This window comes from Cupriavidus numazuensis, assembly GCF_905397435.1.
In the GTDB taxonomy this organism is placed as follows: Bacteria; Pseudomonadota; Gammaproteobacteria; order Burkholderiales; family Burkholderiaceae; genus Cupriavidus; species Cupriavidus numazuensis.
The window spans coordinates 1-17,148 of the sequence record NZ_CAJPVI010000025.1; the positions used below are offsets into that span (position 1 = coordinate 1).

The 17,148-nt window shown below is 65.1% G+C and carries 16 protein-coding genes; 10 read left to right on the forward strand and 6 right to left on the reverse strand.

The window, feature by feature from the left end; genetic code table 11:
* Positions 1-229: 229 nt before the first annotated feature.
* Entirely contained in the window at positions 230-2,473 is a 2,244-nt protein-coding gene (locus tag KHO41_RS19850; RefSeq protein WP_211955001.1) for an NADP-dependent isocitrate dehydrogenase, read from the reverse strand.
* A gap of 368 nt (positions 2,474-2,841) precedes the next feature.
* On the opposite strand from KHO41_RS19850, the gene KHO41_RS19855 reads away from it, so the two are divergent.
* The gene (locus KHO41_RS19855) at positions 2,842-3,357 is read left to right on the forward strand and encodes a hypothetical protein (protein ID WP_211955002.1); all 516 of its coding nucleotides are present in this window, start codon (positions 2,842-2,844) and stop codon (positions 3,355-3,357) included.
* Between the two features lie 30 nt (positions 3,358-3,387).
* On the opposite strand, the gene KHO41_RS19860 is transcribed toward KHO41_RS19855, so the two are convergent.
* Positions 3,388-3,693, reverse strand: coding sequence for a hypothetical protein (locus KHO41_RS19860; RefSeq protein ID WP_342344471.1), 306 nt, complete (start codon positions 3,691-3,693; stop codon positions 3,388-3,390).
* A gap of 640 nt (positions 3,694-4,333) precedes the next feature.
* On the opposite strand from KHO41_RS19860, the gene KHO41_RS19865 reads away from it, so the two are divergent.
* From KHO41_RS19865 to ppk2, 5 genes are all read left to right on the forward strand, one after another.
* Positions 4,334-5,095 (forward strand): GntR family transcriptional regulator, encoded by a 762-nt coding sequence (locus KHO41_RS19865; RefSeq protein WP_244873916.1) that lies wholly within the window; start codon positions 4,334-4,336, stop codon positions 5,093-5,095.
* Positions 5,096-5,570: 475 nt separating this feature from the next.
* The gene (locus KHO41_RS19870) at positions 5,571-6,488 is read left to right on the forward strand and encodes an ATP-binding cassette domain-containing protein (protein WP_211955004.1); all 918 of its coding nucleotides are present in this window, start codon (positions 5,571-5,573) and stop codon (positions 6,486-6,488) included.
* The gene (locus KHO41_RS19875) at positions 6,488-7,456 is read left to right on the forward strand and encodes a polysaccharide deacetylase family protein (protein WP_211955005.1); all 969 of its coding nucleotides are present in this window, start codon (positions 6,488-6,490) and stop codon (positions 7,454-7,456) included. The genes KHO41_RS19870 and KHO41_RS19875 overlap by 1 nt, the downstream gene beginning before the upstream one ends.
* Positions 7,453-8,418, forward strand: coding sequence for a beta/alpha barrel domain-containing protein (locus tag KHO41_RS19880; RefSeq protein ID WP_211955006.1), 966 nt, complete (start codon positions 7,453-7,455; stop codon positions 8,416-8,418). The genes KHO41_RS19875 and KHO41_RS19880 overlap by 4 nt, the downstream gene beginning before the upstream one ends.
* Before the next feature lie 41 nt (positions 8,419-8,459).
* Complete coding sequence (gene ppk2 / locus KHO41_RS19885; protein WP_211955007.1) at positions 8,460-9,296, forward strand: polyphosphate kinase 2; 837 nt, start codon at positions 8,460-8,462, stop codon at positions 9,294-9,296.
* Between the two features lie 79 nt (positions 9,297-9,375).
* Here ppk2 and KHO41_RS19890 read toward each other — a convergent pair whose 3' ends face one another.
* The gene (locus KHO41_RS19890) at positions 9,376-10,263 is read right to left on the reverse strand and encodes a LysR substrate-binding domain-containing protein (protein ID WP_211955008.1); all 888 of its coding nucleotides are present in this window, start codon (positions 10,261-10,263) and stop codon (positions 9,376-9,378) included.
* A 247-nt stretch (positions 10,264-10,510) separates the two neighbouring features.
* On the opposite strand from KHO41_RS19890, the gene KHO41_RS19895 reads away from it, so the two are divergent.
* From KHO41_RS19895 to KHO41_RS19910, 4 genes are all read left to right on the forward strand, one after another.
* Positions 10,511-11,512 (forward strand): ornithine cyclodeaminase family protein, encoded by a 1,002-nt coding sequence (locus KHO41_RS19895; protein WP_211955009.1) that lies wholly within the window; start codon positions 10,511-10,513, stop codon positions 11,510-11,512.
* Positions 11,509-12,339, forward strand: a complete 831-nt coding sequence (locus KHO41_RS19900; protein ID WP_211955010.1) for a phosphate/phosphite/phosphonate ABC transporter substrate-binding protein — start codon at positions 11,509-11,511, stop codon at positions 12,337-12,339. Before KHO41_RS19895 ends, KHO41_RS19900 begins: the two co-directional genes overlap by 4 nt.
* Positions 12,340-12,385: 46 nt before the next feature.
* The gene (locus KHO41_RS19905) at positions 12,386-13,519 is read left to right on the forward strand and encodes an acyl-CoA dehydrogenase family protein (protein WP_211955011.1); all 1,134 of its coding nucleotides are present in this window, start codon (positions 12,386-12,388) and stop codon (positions 13,517-13,519) included.
* Positions 13,520-13,584: 65 nt separating this feature from the next.
* Positions 13,585-14,601 (forward strand): tripartite tricarboxylate transporter substrate binding protein, encoded by a 1,017-nt coding sequence (locus KHO41_RS19910; RefSeq protein WP_211955012.1) that lies wholly within the window; start codon positions 13,585-13,587, stop codon positions 14,599-14,601.
* 15 nt (positions 14,602-14,616) lie between these two features.
* On the opposite strand, the gene KHO41_RS19915 is transcribed toward KHO41_RS19910, so the two are convergent.
* From KHO41_RS19915 to phnL, 3 genes are read right to left on the reverse strand one after another with little or no spacing between them, the layout of a single operon-like run.
* A complete protein-coding gene (locus tag KHO41_RS19915) occupies positions 14,617-15,159 on the reverse strand; it encodes an MOSC domain-containing protein (protein ID WP_211955013.1) in 543 nt (180 codons plus the stop codon).
* A gap of 1 nt (position 15,160) precedes the next feature.
* Entirely contained in the window at positions 15,161-16,378 is a 1,218-nt protein-coding gene (locus tag KHO41_RS19920; RefSeq protein ID WP_211955014.1) for an alpha-D-ribose 1-methylphosphonate 5-triphosphate diphosphatase, read from the reverse strand.
* A 39-nt stretch (positions 16,379-16,417) separates the two neighbouring features.
* Positions 16,418-17,146 (reverse strand): phosphonate C-P lyase system protein PhnL, encoded by a 729-nt coding sequence (phnL, locus tag KHO41_RS19925; protein WP_211955015.1) that lies wholly within the window; start codon positions 17,144-17,146, stop codon positions 16,418-16,420.
* Between the last annotated feature and the right edge of the window lie 2 nt (positions 17,147-17,148).

A 17,148-nucleotide genomic window follows, 5' to 3' on the forward strand; every position in this document is an offset into this window, starting at 1 on the left:
CGATAAAAATTCGCCCCTTTGGGGCAACCAAAACGCGTTTTTGGTTACTTTTGTCGCTCGGACAAAAGTGACTCGCCGGCTACGCCGGCGAAACAGCGGCGCCCGCCAAGAACGATCCCCCGGCAATTCGGCGATGAACCAATAAAAAACCGGAGGCGGCATCATCAATGCCAACCTCCGGCTTCAGGCAGGCGCCAGCTGGCGCCCGCGGCAGAACGAATTGCCTGTCTTAGCCCTGGACAGAATCCAGCGCCGAGTTCAGCGTCTTGCTCGGACGCATGATGGCGGACAGCTTCTCGGCGTCCGGCATGTAGTAGCCGCCGATATCAACCGGCTTGCCCTGCACGTCGGACAGTTCGCCAACGATGGTCTTCTCGTTGTCGGTCAGTTGCTTGGCCAGCGGCGCGAAGGTAGCAGCCAGGGCGGCGTCTTCGGTTTGCGCGGCGAGTTCCTGGGCCCAGTACATCGACAGGTAGAACTGGCTGCCGCGGTTGTCGAGCTGGCCGGTCTTCGGCGACGGGCTCTTGGCATTGTCGAGCAGCTTGCCGGTCGCGGCGTCCAGCGTCTTGGCCAGCACCTTGGCCTTGGCGTTACCGGACTTGATGCCCAGTTCTTCCAGCGACACCGCCAGCGCCAGGAATTCACCGAGCGAGTCCCAGCGCAGGTGGTTTTCTTCCACCAGCTGCTGCACGTGCTTCGGAGCCGAACCGCCGGCGCCGGTTTCGTACATGCCGCCACCCGCCATCAGCGGCACGATCGACAGCATCTTGGCGCTGGTGCCCAGTTCCATGATCGGGAACAGGTCGGTCAGGTAGTCGCGCAGGATGTTGCCGGTCACCGAGATGGTGTCCAGGCCGCGGATCACGCGCTCAAGCGTGTAACGCATTGCGCGGACCTGCGACATGATCTGGATATCCAGGCCCTTGGTGTCGTAGTCCTTCAGGTACGTTTCCACCTTCTTGATCAGCTCGGCCTCGTGCGGACGGTAGGAGTCCAGCCAGAACACCGCCGGCATGCCCGAGTTGCGCGCGCGCGTAACGGCCAGCTTGACCCAGTCGCGGATCGGCGCGTCCTTGACCTGGCACATGCGCCAGATGTCGCCTTGCTCGACCTTCTGCGTCAGCCCGGACAGGACTTCGCCGGTGGCGTTGTCGACGATGCGGGCCTCGCCGTCTTCGGCGATTTCGAAGGTCTTGTCGTGCGAGCCGTACTCTTCCGCCTTCTGCGCCATCAGGCCAACGTTCGGCACGGTGCCCATCGTCACCGGATCAAAGGCGCCGTTGGTCTTGCAGAAGTTGATGATTTCCTGATAGATGCGGGCGAAGGTCGATTCCGGGATCAGGCACTTGGTGTCCTTGGTACGGCCGTCGGCACCCCACATCTTGCCGCCGATACGGATCATGGCCGGCATCGAGGCGTCGACGATCACGTCGTTCGGCGCGTGCAGGTTCGAGATGCCCTTGGCCGAATCCACCATCGCCAGTTCCGGACGATGCTCGTGGCAGGCGTGCATGTCGCGGATGACTTCTTCCTTCTTCGACTCCGGCAGTTGCTCGATCTTCGTGTACAGGTCGACCAGGCCGTTGTTGACGTTCACGCCCAGTTCGTCGAACAGCTTCTGGTGCTTGGCGAAGGCGTCCTTGTAGAACACCTTGACGGCGTGGCCGAACACGATCGGGTGCGAGACCTTCATCATGGTGGCCTTCACGTGCAGGCTCAGCATGACGCCGGTCTTGCGTGCGTCTTCCATCTGGTCTTCGTAGAAGGCCAGCAGGGCCTTCTTGCTCATGAACATGCTGTCGATGATCTCGCCGTCCTGCAGCGAAACCTTCGGCTTCAGCACGATGGTCTTGCCGCTCTTGGTGGCCAGTTCCATGCGCACTTCACGCGCCTTGTCCAGCGTGATCGACTTTTCGCCGTGGTAGAAGTCGCCGTGCTTCATGTGGGCCACGTGCGTGCGCGAGGCCATGCTCCAGTCGCCCATGCTGTGCGGGTGCTTGCGGGCGTAGTTCTTGACGGCGGCCGGTGCGCGGCGGTCCGAGTTGCCTTCGCGCAGAACCGGGTTCACGGCGCTGCCGAGTACCTTCGAGTAGCGCTTTTGGATGGACTTTTCCTCGTCGTTCTTCGGGTCTTCCGGATAGTCCGGAACCTTGAAGCCCTTCGATTGCAGTTCCTTGATCGCGCTGGTCAGCTGGAACAGCGAAGCGCTGATGTTCGGCAGCTTGATGATGTTGGTGTCCGGGTCTTGCGTCAGCTTGCCCAGTTCGGCCAGGTTGTCCGGCACGCGCTGTTCTTCGCTCAGGAACTCGGGGAACTCACCCAGGATGCGGCCAGCGACAGAAATGTCGCTGGTCACGACGTCAACACCGGCCGGCTTGGTGAACGTGCGGATGATGGGTAGGAAAGCACTGGTCGCCAGCAGGGGGGCTTCGTCAGTCAGGGTGTAGATGATGGTGGGTTGCTGCGTACTCATTGCTTGCCTCTGGATCGGGGGGATGTCAAAGAATAGAACGACAAATGGAACCACGCGCCGGCGGCTGGGACCATTCAGCCACCGGCAAACACCGAATTTTGCCTGACTTTGCTTTCGGGCGGCTGACTTCCACCGCATTTCTTGCGCGGACATCGCCAGTTCGCCCAATTTTGGTGCGAAAATCGGGTGACAAGCCGGTCACATCCCTCACGTGGCGAAAAATTTGCGGATCGGCATTGCGGATGACGGAATATTTGGCCCGTGGCACGCGTTTACCCGTAGAGCTGCCCGGCAATTCGTGCGCGAGCAGCCTATCCTGAGGTCGTAGGCATGGGCGCCGCGGCCCAGGCTGACACTGGAGAAAGGTCATGCAAATACGAACTGGCGGGTGGCTGGCGGCCGCCGCCCTCGTGCTGAGTGCGTGCGCAACGCTGCAGCCGGTCGAAACCGCGCAGAAGATGATCGGCAGCCCGGAATCGAGCGTGCGCGATGCCTTCGGCAAGCCTACCGAGACCTACCCGCTCAGTGACGGCACCAGCCGCTGGATCTACTCCAAGCAGCCGCTTGGCTTCGCCGTCTACGCCGCTGATTTCGATGCGGCCGGCAAGCTGACCAAATTCCGGCAGATGCTGACCGAGGAAGAAATCTATACCGCGCGCCCCGGCGTCTGGACCAAGCGCGACGTGGCCGAGCGCTTCGGCATGCCACGCGAGCCGGTGCAGTACTACCCGCTGATGAAGCGTGAGGCCTGGTCATACCGGCTATACGTCGCCGGCTACCAGCCCGCGCATTTCAGTGCCTATTTTGACGATCGCGGCGTGCTGGACCGCACCATGATCATCGTCGACCCGCTCGGCGGCGACGATCGCAGCAGCAGCAAATAGCAGGCGGACGCCTGTCTTCCGGCGCCCCGGTCAGGCGGCGCCGGGAATGTCATCGCCCAGTACCCACCGGTCCGGCGCATCTTGATGCGCGGCAGTGAGCAGGATGGCGTGACCACAGTCTTCGCACCGGTAGGCAAAGGCGTGGTGCCCTGTGGCAGTGTGGACCTGGCCGCGCTTGACCAGTCGTGCATGCGGCGGGACATGGCCGGGCCGGTCGATCTGTGCCAGGCAAAGATCGCATAAGGACATCGCTGACTCCGAAGAAGCGTTCAGTCGACCAAGGAAATGCTGCTCTGCAGCATTTTTAGTATAGCGGCGATGGGCCGATGCCGTCATGACAAATCCGGTGTGCCCCCTCGAGCGAGCAGAACATCACTTTCCTGTTGTACGCCCGTCGCGACCGACCGCTTGCCCGTGTGTGCCGCTTTAGCAATGTCCCCGTATTTCCATTGGTGTAAATACGAACATTTCACAGCGGGATTCAGTAATTCCATAAATAATTCCGTCCTCCTTCCTTAATAGATTTCGCATTGACAGGAAATCGACAGGGAAATGACAGCCAATCGACAGCGCAGGCATGAAAAATCCACGTCGGGTCGGCGAAAGGATATTTTCCGCATCACTTATTAAATTTCTTTAAAAGCTGGTCGATAGCCCTTTCGTCCTTCGGCGATATGAACGTTGTTGCGCAATATCAGCAGCTTCAGGCACAAGATGCCGAAAAATGGAGACATTAGGACAATTTGCCTCAACGAATTGCATTGGGGTAAATATCTACGATGTCCTATTTCATGTCCCGTTGAGATAACAATACGTCTGATATACCTTTAGCGTCATTTCGAGAATCCACCAGTTTAGGCAACTCAAGCCAGGGATGGCATGCGCTGCCTGCAGTGGTATTGCCGGCGGCTATGCCGGCATCGGCTTGACGCCCTCGGATAACCAAAAAATGATTATGGACAGCCCTCGTTCGCCTATGCCCCGTTACCACCAGATCTATGTGGCGTTGCGCCACCAGATCGTCAGCGGGGTCTATGACAGATCCGGCCTTCCGCCCGAACTCAGGTTGATGGAGCAATACCAGGTGGCACGGGTGACCGTGCGCCGCGCCATCATCGAACTGGTCAGGGAGGGGATGGTCTACCGGCGCCCAGGCCAGGGCACCTTCGTGAAGCTCGATCACCCGAGCCGCGCGGAAAGCCAGCCCAGGATTCAAGGCCTGCTGGACAACCTGATCGCCTCGGCCGAGCAGACGTCCGTGCGCCTGATCGAGTACGGAGTGCAGCCGTGCCCGCCCGACGCCGCGGCAGGGCTTTCAATGGCCGAGGGGCAGCATGCCTTGCGCGTCGTGCGCCTGCGCAGTCATCAGGGCAAGCCGGTATCGCTGATCACGACCTATCTGCCGACTCACTTGTCACCGTTGCTGACACCGCTCGACCTCGAACAGCAGCCCATGCTGTCGCTGCTGGAAAAAGGCGGCATACGGATCGGCGCGGCCGAGCAGTCGGTGTCGAGCTGTCCCGCGGATGCCGTGGTGGCGCCATTGCTGGACGAGCCCGTAGGGTCCGCGCTGCTGTCAGTGGTGCGCGTGGTGCGCGATGTCGACGGCTATCCCGTCCAGTGGCTTCATGGCCTGTACCGGCCGCATTGCTATGACTACCGCATGGCACTCACGCGCGCGGGGGAGGCAACCACCCGCGTCTGGCTGGCCAGCGACATCACGACCGGCCTGCGGTGACCGTTTCCGGGGCAGAAGGGGGCGCACAGATGAGCATTGAACACTCGACGCCGTGCACCGGCCGCACCGGCCACGTCGGCCGCACCGCGGGCATCCATGCCGCGAGCGGCGCCGCTCCCGGCAAGCCGCCGCGCGCCGTGCCCCGATTTTTCGCTTTCCTGTTTGCCGGCAAGGCCGGCTGCCAGAGTTGCACCTTTGTGTCTGCCGCCGCGAGATTGTTCTTCGGGGAACGGCGGCACTTGTTGCGTTACGGGGCCCGCCGGTTAGCGGGGCGCAACCGCAAAGGTGGAGCGCAAGTGCCGCGCATTGAGGGAGTGCGCGGCCAATTGGCGGCCATTGCCGTGCTCGCCGCATTCGCGGCGGCAGCCGGCGTTTTTTATACGTTGTCCTGGCCCGGTGCCGATCCGGGTCATCCTTGCGGGCCTGCCTGGTGCCTCGTGGAAATGCCCAACGGCGAAGCTGTCGGGAGCCGGGCATGAAGCCGGACATCATGCTGACGGCCCATGGCCTGAGCTTCCGGCCTGGCGGCCATGCCGTGCTGGGTAATGTCTGTATGAATCTCGTCCGCGGGCATGTCACTGCGCTGGTAGGCCCGACTGGAGCGGGCAAATCGGCACTGCTGGGCATCCTGTCGGGACACCTGGCGCCGTGCTCAGGCACCGTGGAACTGGACGGCCACCAGATCAGCGGCCTGACCCCGCATGTGGTAAACCGGCTCGGCATATGGAGAGTCGGCCCGGCGGTGCCGAAGCCCGACGTGCGGACCGTGCGCGAGCGCATTGCCAGCGCGGCGCAGTGGCACGTGCGCGGACATCATGTGGCACTCGCCCAGGCAGACGAAGTGGCGCGGCGCCTTGGCCTGGAACCCCATCTGCATAAGGCGGCGAACTGCCTGGCACCGGCCGCGCGCAGGCGGCTGGCACTGGCTTGCGCGCTGGCGGCCCGGCCCCGATTGCTGCTGCTCGACGGCTTGCTGGAAGGTCTGGACGCGCGGGACAGGGCGGCCATGGCGTCTGTCATCCGCGGCCTGTGCGGGGACGGCGTGACGGTGCTGATGGCAGAGCGTTTCGCGCCGGCGGTCTCGAAGCTGGCCCATGACGTGGTGGTGCTTGCCAGCGGCACCCTGGTCGCAAGCGGTTCCGCGGACATATTGCGCGACCCCGACATTGCCCGCGCCTGCACGGGGCAAGGCGATGCCGCGGCGGCGCAGGTGCCGTGCAAATCGCCGCAGCATATATCCCGACGCAGATCCCCGCCGTATTCCTGCCACACGTCTGCGGAGCCCGCCGCGACAAAGCCGCAGTACCACCGCGACACCCCCGTGGGCCCTCCTGCCGCGGGTGAAATCACGTCATCGACGGAATTAGCATCTTCAACGCGGAACGACTTCTGATGTCCCTGGATGTGAATACCTTGCAATACCCGAAGCGCGATTCGGACATTGAGCACGACCGTTACGCATGGTCCCGGCTAGCCGAACGGCGCCCGGTCGCGTGGCCTGGCGGCAAGCACCTTGCCGTGTGGGTCAACGTCAGCCTCCAGTGGCTTCCTCTTCATGCCGGGGACGACCTGGCCGACGCGACCGCGCACCCGGCCATCCTGTCTCCGGACCTGCGCCATTACACGTTGCGCGACTACGGCAACCGGATCGGCATCTACCGGCTCCTGCAGGCGTTCGACCGCTATGGCGTGCGGCCAACCTTCGCGTGCAACGCGCGCCTGGCGCAGCAATACCCGGCGCTGATGCAGGAAATCGTCGCGCGCGGCAGCGAGATCATCGGCCATTCGTGGCACATGGACATGCCCCGCCCGGAGGGCCCGGACCAGGCGGTCGGGCTGCCGGAAGACAGCGACGAGCGCGCGCAGACCGCGGCGTCGCTCAATGCGCTGCGCCGCGTGAGCGGGCGCGATATCCGCGGCTGGTTCGGGCCCGGCCACCTGCAAAGCGCGCATACGCCGGAGTTGCTGCGCGCACAGGGTATCGACTACTTCTGCGATGGCGGCAATGAAGACATGCCGTACCGCTTTCACACCCGGCTTGGCGACCTGTGGTCAATGCCGCTGTCGAGCGAGCAGGAAGACCGATTCGTGCTGATGGAAAACTTCCATGCGGAGGGCGCCTGGCTCAGGCAGTTCGCGGACACCTGCGATCTGCTGCTTGACGAGGCACGCGAGCAGGGCGGTCGTATACTTTCGCTGTCATTGCATCCATGGGTGCTGGGGCAATCGCACCGCATCCGCTACCTGGAAGCGGCGCTGGAGTACGTGATGTCCCGCGAAGGGGTCTGGAGCGCCGGCGCCGGGGAGATCGTCCGGGCATTTGCGGCGCAGCAGCGCGGCACGGACGAGGCAGCACCATGACGGCAACGCGTTCGCCCGTCGGCGTGGTGGTCAGCGAAGCGGGGCTGTGCGACGGCCTGCAGTCGCTGCGCCAACGGCTGCCAGCTGCCGCCCGGCAGGCATGGATTGCCGCCGAAGCGGCCGCGGGCTTGCGTGATATCGAGATTGGCTCGCTTGCCGCTTTCGGTGTGCTGCCGCAGATGGCCGACTTGTCGGAAGCGGTGGCACACGCGCTGGCGCTCCCGGGGCTGAGGGTTGCCGCCCGCGTGCCCAATTTCATGGGCGCCGAGCGCGCGCTTGCCACCGGCGTGCACCGGATCGCCTTGCCCGTCTTCGCCGACGAAGCCCACAGCCTGCGTCACATGAACCGCACCCATGCCCAGATGCTGCGCGAGGTGCGCCGGATCGCCCAGCGTATCGACGCCGTGCCGCGCCAGGCACGCCCGCGCCTGCAGGTGCGGCTGGAGATGGCATTCGGCTGCGCGCTGACCGGGCCCGCGGACGAAGCCGCCATTGCCGGCCTGGCCGAGACCCTCACGGCCGCCGGCGCCGAAGACATTGTCCTGTGCGATACGGCGGGCTGCGCCGATCCCCGGCAGGTGCGCCGGCTGACGCAGGCGGTCTGGCTGGCCATAGGCGTGCAGAGGGCGCCGGGCATCCACCTGCTCAATACGCGTGGACTGGGCCTGGCCAATGCGCTTGCAGCGGTCGAGGCGGGCATGACCGTCATCCATGCCTCGCTTGGCGGACTCGGCGGCAACGTGGTCACCGAAGACCTGGTGTTCATGCTGGAATCGATCGGCATCCATACCGGCATCGACCTCGACGCACTGATCGCCGCGCGCACGTGCGTGGCGCAGTACCTGCCTGGCGTGGTGCTGCAGGGCTGCACCCCCGTGGCCGGCCTGCCGGCGGGCTTCCGGGCGCCGCCTCCGGCGAGCGTAACGAAGCCTTGCCCTATGGCCTCCGAAGCACCAAAGTAGAACGTGGGCCGGCGGGGCCGGTCAGCCACGGGAGACTGCTCATGGGCAAAAAGAAACAGGAAAAGCACGGTACCAATGATGCCGGTGGGGATGCTGGCACTGACGCGAAGATGTCCGGCAAGCAGTACGAGGAAGCGCTGTACCACCTCCATGTCGAGCTGGTGAAGCTCCAGGAATGGGCCAAGGCCACCGGTGCCAAGGTCTGCGTGCTGTTCGAAGGCCGCGACGGCGCCGGCAAGGGCGGGGTGATCAAGGCCATGACCGAACGCGTGAGTCCGCGCGTGTTCCGCGTGGTGGCACTGCCCGCGCCAACCGAACGCGAAAAGAGCCAGATGTACGTGCAGCGCTATATCTCACACCTGCCTGCTGCCGGGGAAATCGTGATCTTCGACCGGAGCTGGTACAACCGCGCCGGCGTGGAACGTGTCATGGGGTTCTGCTCGGAGGAGCAGGTCGACGGCTTCCTGCGCGCGGTGCCGCTGGTCGAGCGCGCCATCATCCAGTCCGGCGTGCTGCTGCTGAAGTACTGGCTCGAAGTCAGCGAAGCGGAGCAGACCCGCAGACTGCAGGCGCGCATCACCGACCAGCGCAAGACCTGGAAACTGACCGACATGGATCTCAAGTCGTATTCGCGCTGGTACGACTATTCCCGCGCGCGCGACGCCATGTTCGCGGCGTCGGACACTGATGAATCCCCGTGGTTCATCGTTCATTCGGACGACAAGCGGCGCGCACGGCTGAACATCATCAGCCATATGCTCGACAAGATCCCGTACCAGGCGATTTCGCGCAAGACACCCAAGCTGCCGGCCCGGCAGAAGCGGGGAAACTACAAGGAGTCGGACCATCCGTACCATCGCGTGCCCGAACGCTTCTAGTTTCGCGTAGCCGCGCGGACAACGGCGGGGCCCCTCCGAACGTCATTGCTGTAGCTTGCGCGGCAGGCCGTGCTGTGGGCTACCGCTCCATGATCGCCGTCAGCGTATCCACGAACGCCAGCGCCAGCCGAGACAACGGCTCGGTCTGCACATGGAATATCTGTACCGAGGCATTGACCCTGGTACGGATCGGCACCGCCACCAGGTCGGGCCAGTCCTGGCCCAGCACCGTCATGGCATCGACCAGCGCAATGCCCGCGCCGGCCTGGGCCAGCGCCCTGGCCACGTGGGCCTGTTCGACCTGCACGCGCATGTCCGGCTGGCTGCCTTCACTGCCGAACACCTCATGCACCAGCAGCCCGAACGGCACGTCTGGACCGTATCCGATCAGATCCTCGCCAGCCAGTTCGGCAGGGCGTATCGAGCTGCGCGCGCTCAGGCGGTGACCGGCCGGAACCAACGCGACGATCGGGTTCTTTACCAGCAAGCGCGATTCCAGGTTCGGGTGCGTGAGCGGCATGTTCGATACGGCCAGATCTACCTGCCCGGAGATCAGCCCGCGCAGCATATTGACCGGAATCTGCGTGCGCACCACTACGCGCACGGCCGGGTGTGCGCGCCGGAATCCGGCGATGGCACGTGGCAGCACTGTCTGGCCGAGGTTCGGGCTGCATGAGATGCGCAGGCTGCCGGTACGGTTCGCGGCCAGATCCTCCGCGATCTCGTTGACACGCTCCACGCCTTCGTAGACGACATTGACTTCGCTCAGCAGCCGGCGCGCTTCCGGCGTGGGATGCAAACGCCCCTTGGTGCGCTCGAACAGCGTCAGCCCGAGCCGCTGCTCGGTATGCGCAAGCAGGCGGCTGATCGCGGGCTGAGACACGTACAGCAGCTTTGACGCGCCACTGACCGAGCCGGTCAGCATGACCGCGCGGAACACCTCGATCTGGCGGAGGTTCATCTTCATAGCATTAACACAGTGTTATGGATGGTGCATATATAAGCATATGACAGTTAAGGCCGGCGTACCTACACTGAATCCACCGAAACGCTTCAGAAGCCCAGCAAATCAAGGCCTTGCGCACTGCACCAAAGCGAAGCAATGCACCGCGAAAGGGCTCGGGCGCAACCGCTTCCGATGCATGAGGCACCGACCTGGCAGGCCTTTCAACACCCGACCAAACAACCAAACGACCAAACGGACAGGAGACTGTATGAGCGACATCCACCTCACCTACATCAACGGCAAGGACATTGCACGCCTGGAACTGACCGATGCCGAGATCATTGCGGCAGTCGAACAGGCGCTGGTCGCGCAGGGCAATGGCCAGACCGTGATCGAGCCACGCGTGCACCTGATGCCTGATCCCGCCTTCAATGGCCACTTCAACGTGCTGCGCGGCTACGTGGCACCGCTCGGGCTGGCCGGCGTGAAGATCGTCGGGGACTACGTCGACAACTACAAGCTTGGCCTGCCGTCGGAAATGGCCATGCTGAACCTGTTTGACCCGCGCACCGGCATGCCGGTCGCGATGATCGACGCGACGTTCATCACCGACGCCCGTACCGGCGCGCTGACCGCGCTTGGTGCGAAGCACCTTGCCCGGCGCGACAGCAAGGTACTGGGCCATATCGGCGCGCGCGGCACCTCTTACTGGAACGTCCGGCTGCTCGATAGCCTGTTCGACTTCGACGAGATCCGCGTGCATTCGCGCCGCCCGGAAAGCCGCAATGCCTTCGCGGCAAAGCTGGAACGCGATCTCGGCAAGAAGATCGTCGTGACCGAGGACTGGGAATCGTGCGTGCGCGATGCCGACATCGTGGTCGAGGCCTCACGCCTGGACCGTCCGACGCCGATGCTCAAGACCGAATGGATCAAGCGCGGCGCGTTCGTCGTGCCGTACGGCACCATGAGTGCGGTGGAACTGTCGCTGACCGACATCATGACGAAGCTGGTCGTCGATGACTGGGGCCAGTGCAAGGGCGGCATGTTCGGCTCGCTGCGTGCCCATGTGGAAGCGGGCAAGCTGTCGGAACAGACGCTGTATGCGGAACTCGGCGAGATCGCGGCCGGCCGCAAGCCGGGTCGTCAGAGCGACGACGAGACCAACCTGTTCTGGCACCGCGGCCTGTCGCTGAGCGACATTGCGCTCGGTCACGCCATCCTGCAGAAGGCAGGCGAGCGCGGGCTGGGCCAGCGGCTGGTGTACGCATGATCGCGAGCGCACGCATGTATGCCGTGGCCGCGCCGGTGGCGCGCGCCTGGCAGGCGCTGTTTGCGCGTGTCGCCGACTGCGCTGGCGTGGACATGCCCTATGTCGAGCATGCCGCGCCGGCACCGGTCAGCGCGCTGTGGGCGCGGCCGGACTGCGGCTGCGTATTCATGTGCGGCTATCCATATGCGTGCGCGCCGGAAGGGCGCGAACTGCTTGCCGCGCCGGTGCCGGCCGGGCCGCGTTATCAGGGACGCCCGATCTATTTCAGCGAGTTCATCGTGCGTGCCGATTCGCCTGCGCAAACGCTGGCGCAGACGTTCGGCGACCGGCTCGCGTGCATGCTGCCGGAATCGAACTCGGGCTACAACGCGCCGCGCCACTTCCTGATGCGGCAGGCGCCAGCCGGGGCACGCACGCTCTACCGGCCGACCGCCCGGCCCACGCCGACACCGCTTGCGACCATCGACGCGGTGATCGACGGCGCGGCCGAGGTCGGCGTGGTCGACAGCTATGTGCTGGACCTGCTGCGCGCCTACGCGCCGGAACGCGTCGCGCGGCTGCGGACGCTGGACCACACGCCAGCCGCGCCGATTCCGCCGCTGGTCGCATCCGCGCAGATCGGCGCCGAGTCGTGTGCCCGCCTACGAGAGGCGTTGCTGGCCATGGACCGCGATCCGCTGGGCGTGACGCTACTGGCGCAACTAGGGCTGGCGCGCTTTGCCGCAGTGCAACCGCAGGACTATGCATGCCTGCCCGTGCTTGCGCGGGAGGCGGATGAAGCCGGCTTTGCGTTGACCGCACCGGCCGAAGACACGGAGCCTGTATGAGCAAGACACTGGACACCCCGCCGCTGCCGAGGACAGCTTCACGCAGATGCTCGCCGCGACCGAGCGATTCGTGCGCGAGCCTTTGATGCCGCGTGAACAGGAAGTCGAAGAGACCGACCGTGTCCCCGATGCAATCATCGAGGCGATGAAAGCGCAGGGCTACTTCGGCTTGTCGATCGCGCAGGAGTATGGCGGCAGCGGACTGAGCGCGGAGCAGCAGGCACGCTTCCAGATGATCCTGAGCCTGAGTTCGCCCGCGTTCCGCTATGTCTACAGTTCGAACCTGGGCATCGGCTCGCGTGCGATCTCGCTCGACGGCACCGACGCCCAGAAGGCGGAGTTCCTGCCGCGTCTTGCGACCGGCGAACTCGTCGGCGCCTTTGCGCTGACCGAGCCCGGCGCCGGTTCGGATGCCGGCAGCCTCAGTACGCGCGCCGAGCGGCAGGGCGGCGACTACGTGTTCAACGGCACCAAGCGCTTCATCACCAACGCCACGCGGGCCGATGTCTTCACCGTCATGGTGCGCACTGATGCGTCGCAACCGGGCGCGGCGGGTGTCAGCGCGTTCATCGTCGACAGGAACAGCCCTGGGCTGACCGTCGGCAAGCCAGAAAAGAAGATGGGTCACCGCAGCTCCCAGATCGCCGATGTCGTGTTCGACAACGTGCGCGTGCCGGCGGAACGGTTGATCGGCGGCGAAGAAGGCAGGGGTTTCCGCACCGCGATGAAAACGCTCGACCATGGCCGCATCAATATTGCCGCGATGGGCGTCGGCATGGCACAGCGCTTGCTCGATGAAGCCGTGGCGTACGCGGGCGAGCGACGCCAGTTCGGGCGCGCCATCATCGACTTCCAGCTTGTGCAGGCCATGCTTGCCGATTCGGAGGTCGACATCCAGGCCGCGCGCGCGATGACGCTGGCTGCAGCGCGGCAGATCGACACGGCGCGCAGCGCTTTGAAGGAAGCGGCCGCGGCCAAGTACTTTTCGTCCGAGATGCTGTGCCGCGTGGCCGACCGCGCGGTGCAGGTGTTCGGCGGCGCGGGCTATGTCGCCGACTATCCGGTCGAGCGTATGTATCGCGATGCACGCCTGCTGCGGCTGTACGAAGGGACGAGCCAGATCCTGCAGATCGTGATCGCGCGCGCCATCGGCAGTGAGCGCGGATTGCGCGTCGCCTGAAACCACGCCCGCATGCGCCACAAACCGGATTGTTGTTACGTAAGGTCAAGCCAGGGGGAACTGCAATGAAGCCAGTCAGCAAAACTATCGTCAACCGTATTGCCGCGCGCTATCTGCTCGCTTGCGTCGCGGCCTGCATGCCGTGGCTCGCACTTGCGCCCGCACAGGCCCAGGGCGCCGCGCAGCACTATCCGGCAAAGCCCGTGCGCATGGTGGTGCCGTTCGCGGCGGGCGGGCCGGCCGATGTGCTCGGCCGCACGGTGGGAGAGGGAATCTCAAAAGCCACCGGCCAGAGCGTGCTGGTCGACAACAAGGCCGGCGCCGCCGGCACCATCGGCGTCGACATGGTGGCCAAGGCCGCGCCCGACGGCTACACGCTCGCGATCGTGCCGGTCGGCAATATCGCCGTGAATCCGTCGCTGATGCCGAACCTGCCGTACAAGCCCGCCGACCTCGCGCCGGTAGCCATGCTGGCCACGGCCGAGAACGTGCTGGTGGTGAACGCCTCCACATCGGTGAAATCGCTGTCGGACCTGCTCAAGCTGGCCGCACAGAAGCCGGGCCAGCTTACCTTTGCGTCCCCCGGTGCCGGCAGCCAGGCGCACCTGGCCGGCGAACTGCTGCAGCAGGATGCCAACATCAAGCTGATCCACGTGCCGTACAAGGGCGTGAGCCCGGCCATGACCGATGTGGTGGGCGGACAGGTGACGATGATGTTCGCGCAGCTTTCGTCGGCGCTGCCCTATATCAAGGCCGGCAAGCTGGTGCCGCTCGGCGTGGCCAGCGCGCGCCGCTCGGCCGTACTGCCCGACGTGCCGACCATTGCCGAGCAGGGATTGCCGAAGTTCGAGGCCGTATCGTGGTACGCATTGATGGCACCGGCCGGCACGCCGCAGGACGTGCTGCGCAAGCTCAGCAAGCAAACGGATACCGTGCTGGCGGACCCTGCGCTCAAGGAAAAGCTCGCAACGCTCGGCATGGAAGCGGCCGGCGGCACGCCGGAACAGCTTGCCGCGACGATCCAGAAGGAAAGCGTCCGCTGGGCGGGGCTGATCCGCCAGCGGCATATCACCATCGACTGAACGCTGGAGCGCTCGCTACACGCGCTCCAGCGCGCGGTGTGGCAGCGGCGGCAACACCGCCTCGATGTTGTCGCCGGGCCGGATGATGCCGCCGGCCAGGACCACGCCCATCACGCCGGCCTTGCGCACCAGCTGCCCTTGCGCGTCGCGGTACACGACCTGCGCGAGCAATCCCTGCCGGAATTGCTCGATCTGCGCGCATGGGTTGCGCAGGCCGGTGACCTCGATCTCGGCGTCGCCGATCCGCAGCCGCGTGCCCGTCGGCAGCGCGAGCAGATCGATGCCGGTGGTGGTGATGTTCTCGCCAAGCTCGCCATAGGCGACGGCAAAGCCTGCCGTCGCCAGCTCGGCGTGGAGTTCGGCATGGATCAGGTGAACCTGGCGCAGGTTGGGCCGCGTCGGGTCCACCGCCACGCGCGAACGGTGCTGCACGGTGGCGCCGGCATGGGCATCGCCTTCCACGCCCAGTCCGGGCAGCAGGCGAATGGCATCCTCGCCTGTCTTGCTGAACGCATGCCGGGGGCTGCGGCTGACGGCGACTACACGCGGCGCAGGCATATCACGCGACCTCGCGCACCGGGGCTTGCACCCCCGGCGCCTGGGCGCGTACGTGCTGCACGGCCGGGTAGCCGGCAGAGAACACCAGCCGCCCAGCGCACCATGTGTGCGTCACCAGCGGCTGTCCGGCGACATGGGAGACGGCGATCACGTCCGCACGCGAACCCGGCACCAGGCGGCCCCGGTCGCTCAGCAGGCACGCGTCGGCCGGGTTGGCCGTCACCAGTGCGAGCGCCTCGTTGAGCGGCAGTCCGGCCTGCTGCGCGGCGGTGAAGGCGGCTGCGATCAGCGTCGAGGGCTGGTAGTCCGAGCACAGGATATGGCCAACGCCCGCGTGGATCGCGTCGATCGCGCGCATCGAGCCGCTCTGGCTCTTGCCGCGCAGCACGTTGGGCGCGCCAAGGATGGTCGGCAGCGCGTGGTCTGCCGCCGCCTGCGCGGTTTCCACGTTGATCGGGAACTCGCTCATGCGCACGCCGAGCGCGTGCATCGCGGCAATGCGCTGCGGGGAATCGTCGTCGTGGCTCGCCGTCGGGATCTGCAGGCGGTGGGCCTGCGCCACCAGGCGCTGCACACGCTCATGCGCGCCTGCGAGCTGCGCGGCCTTCTTTTCGGCTGCATCGACCGCCTCTTCGCGGCTCATGCCGTGGTTACCCATCATGTACGACAGGTAAGCGTCCAGCGTCTTGAACTGGCCCTGTCCCGGCGAATGGTCCATGACCGAGAGCAGGTCCACGACGCCTTCTGCCATCAGTGCTTCGAGCACCGGCACGGCAGTGGCATCGGTCACTTCATAGCGGCAATGGATGCGGTTGTCGACGAGGCTGTGGCTGCGATAGGCGGCCACGGTGCGCACCAGTGTGGATGCGGTTTCGTTGTTGCGCACGCCGAACTGGTTGCTCGCGAACGACAGCGCGTGGTACGGCGTGGTGATACCGGCCGCGGCATTGCGGCGGTCCACCTGCGCCACGGCGAAATCGAGCGGAAACATCACGCCAGCGCGCGGTTCGGCTTCCTTTTCGATGGCGTCCGAATGAACGTCGATCAGCCCGGGCATCACGGTGTGGCCGCGCAGGTCGAATACCTGCGCCGAAGCCGGCACGGTATGCGGGGCCGGTTCGATCGCGGCAATGTGGCCGTTCTCGATCAGCAGCGCGCTATCGGGCAACACGCGGTCAGGCAGGACCAGGGTGGCGTGTGTCAGGTAGGTGGAAGACATTTCCGGTTCCTGTATCTCTGTATCTGTCAGGCAAGGCGTTCAGGCAAGAGCCGTCGCGGGTTGCAGCGGCAGCAGGCGCGTGGCGACGGCTTCACGCACGGCGTCATCGTGGAAGATGCCGATCAGGCAACGGCCATCGGCCAGCGCTTCGCGAATCAGTTCGACCACCACGGCGCGGTTGTCCGCGTCGAGCGAGGCGGTCGGCTCGTCGAGCAGCAGGATTGGGTGTCCGCCGATCAGGCCACGTGCAATGTTAACGCGTTGCTGTTCGCCGCCCGAAAACGTGGCCGGCGGCAGGTCCCACAGCCGGCGTGGCACGTTCAGGCGCTCCAGCAGCACGGCGGCGCGGGTGCGGGCTTCTTCGTGGCTTGCACCGCGCTGCTGCAGCGGGTCGGCTACGACATCGATGGCCGACACCCGCGGAATCGCGCGCAGGAACTGGCTGACATAGCCGATCACGTCGCGGCGCAGCTTCAGGATGACTTGCTCGGGCGCATGGCTGAGCGTCACCCACGGTGCGTCCTGTGCGGTGGCATCACGCAGGCGAATCGTGCCTTCCGTCGCCAGGTAATTGCCGTACAGGCAGCGCAGCAGCGTGCTCTTGCCGGTGCCGGACGGGCCCGACAGGACCAGGCATTCACCGCCGGCGGCGTCGAAATCGATCGCCTGCAGTACCGGCAGGCGGATGCCACCCTGATTGTGCAGCGTGAACATCTTGCCGAGGCCACGGACCTCGATCATGGCTTGCTTGGGTGCGGCTTGTGTCATGG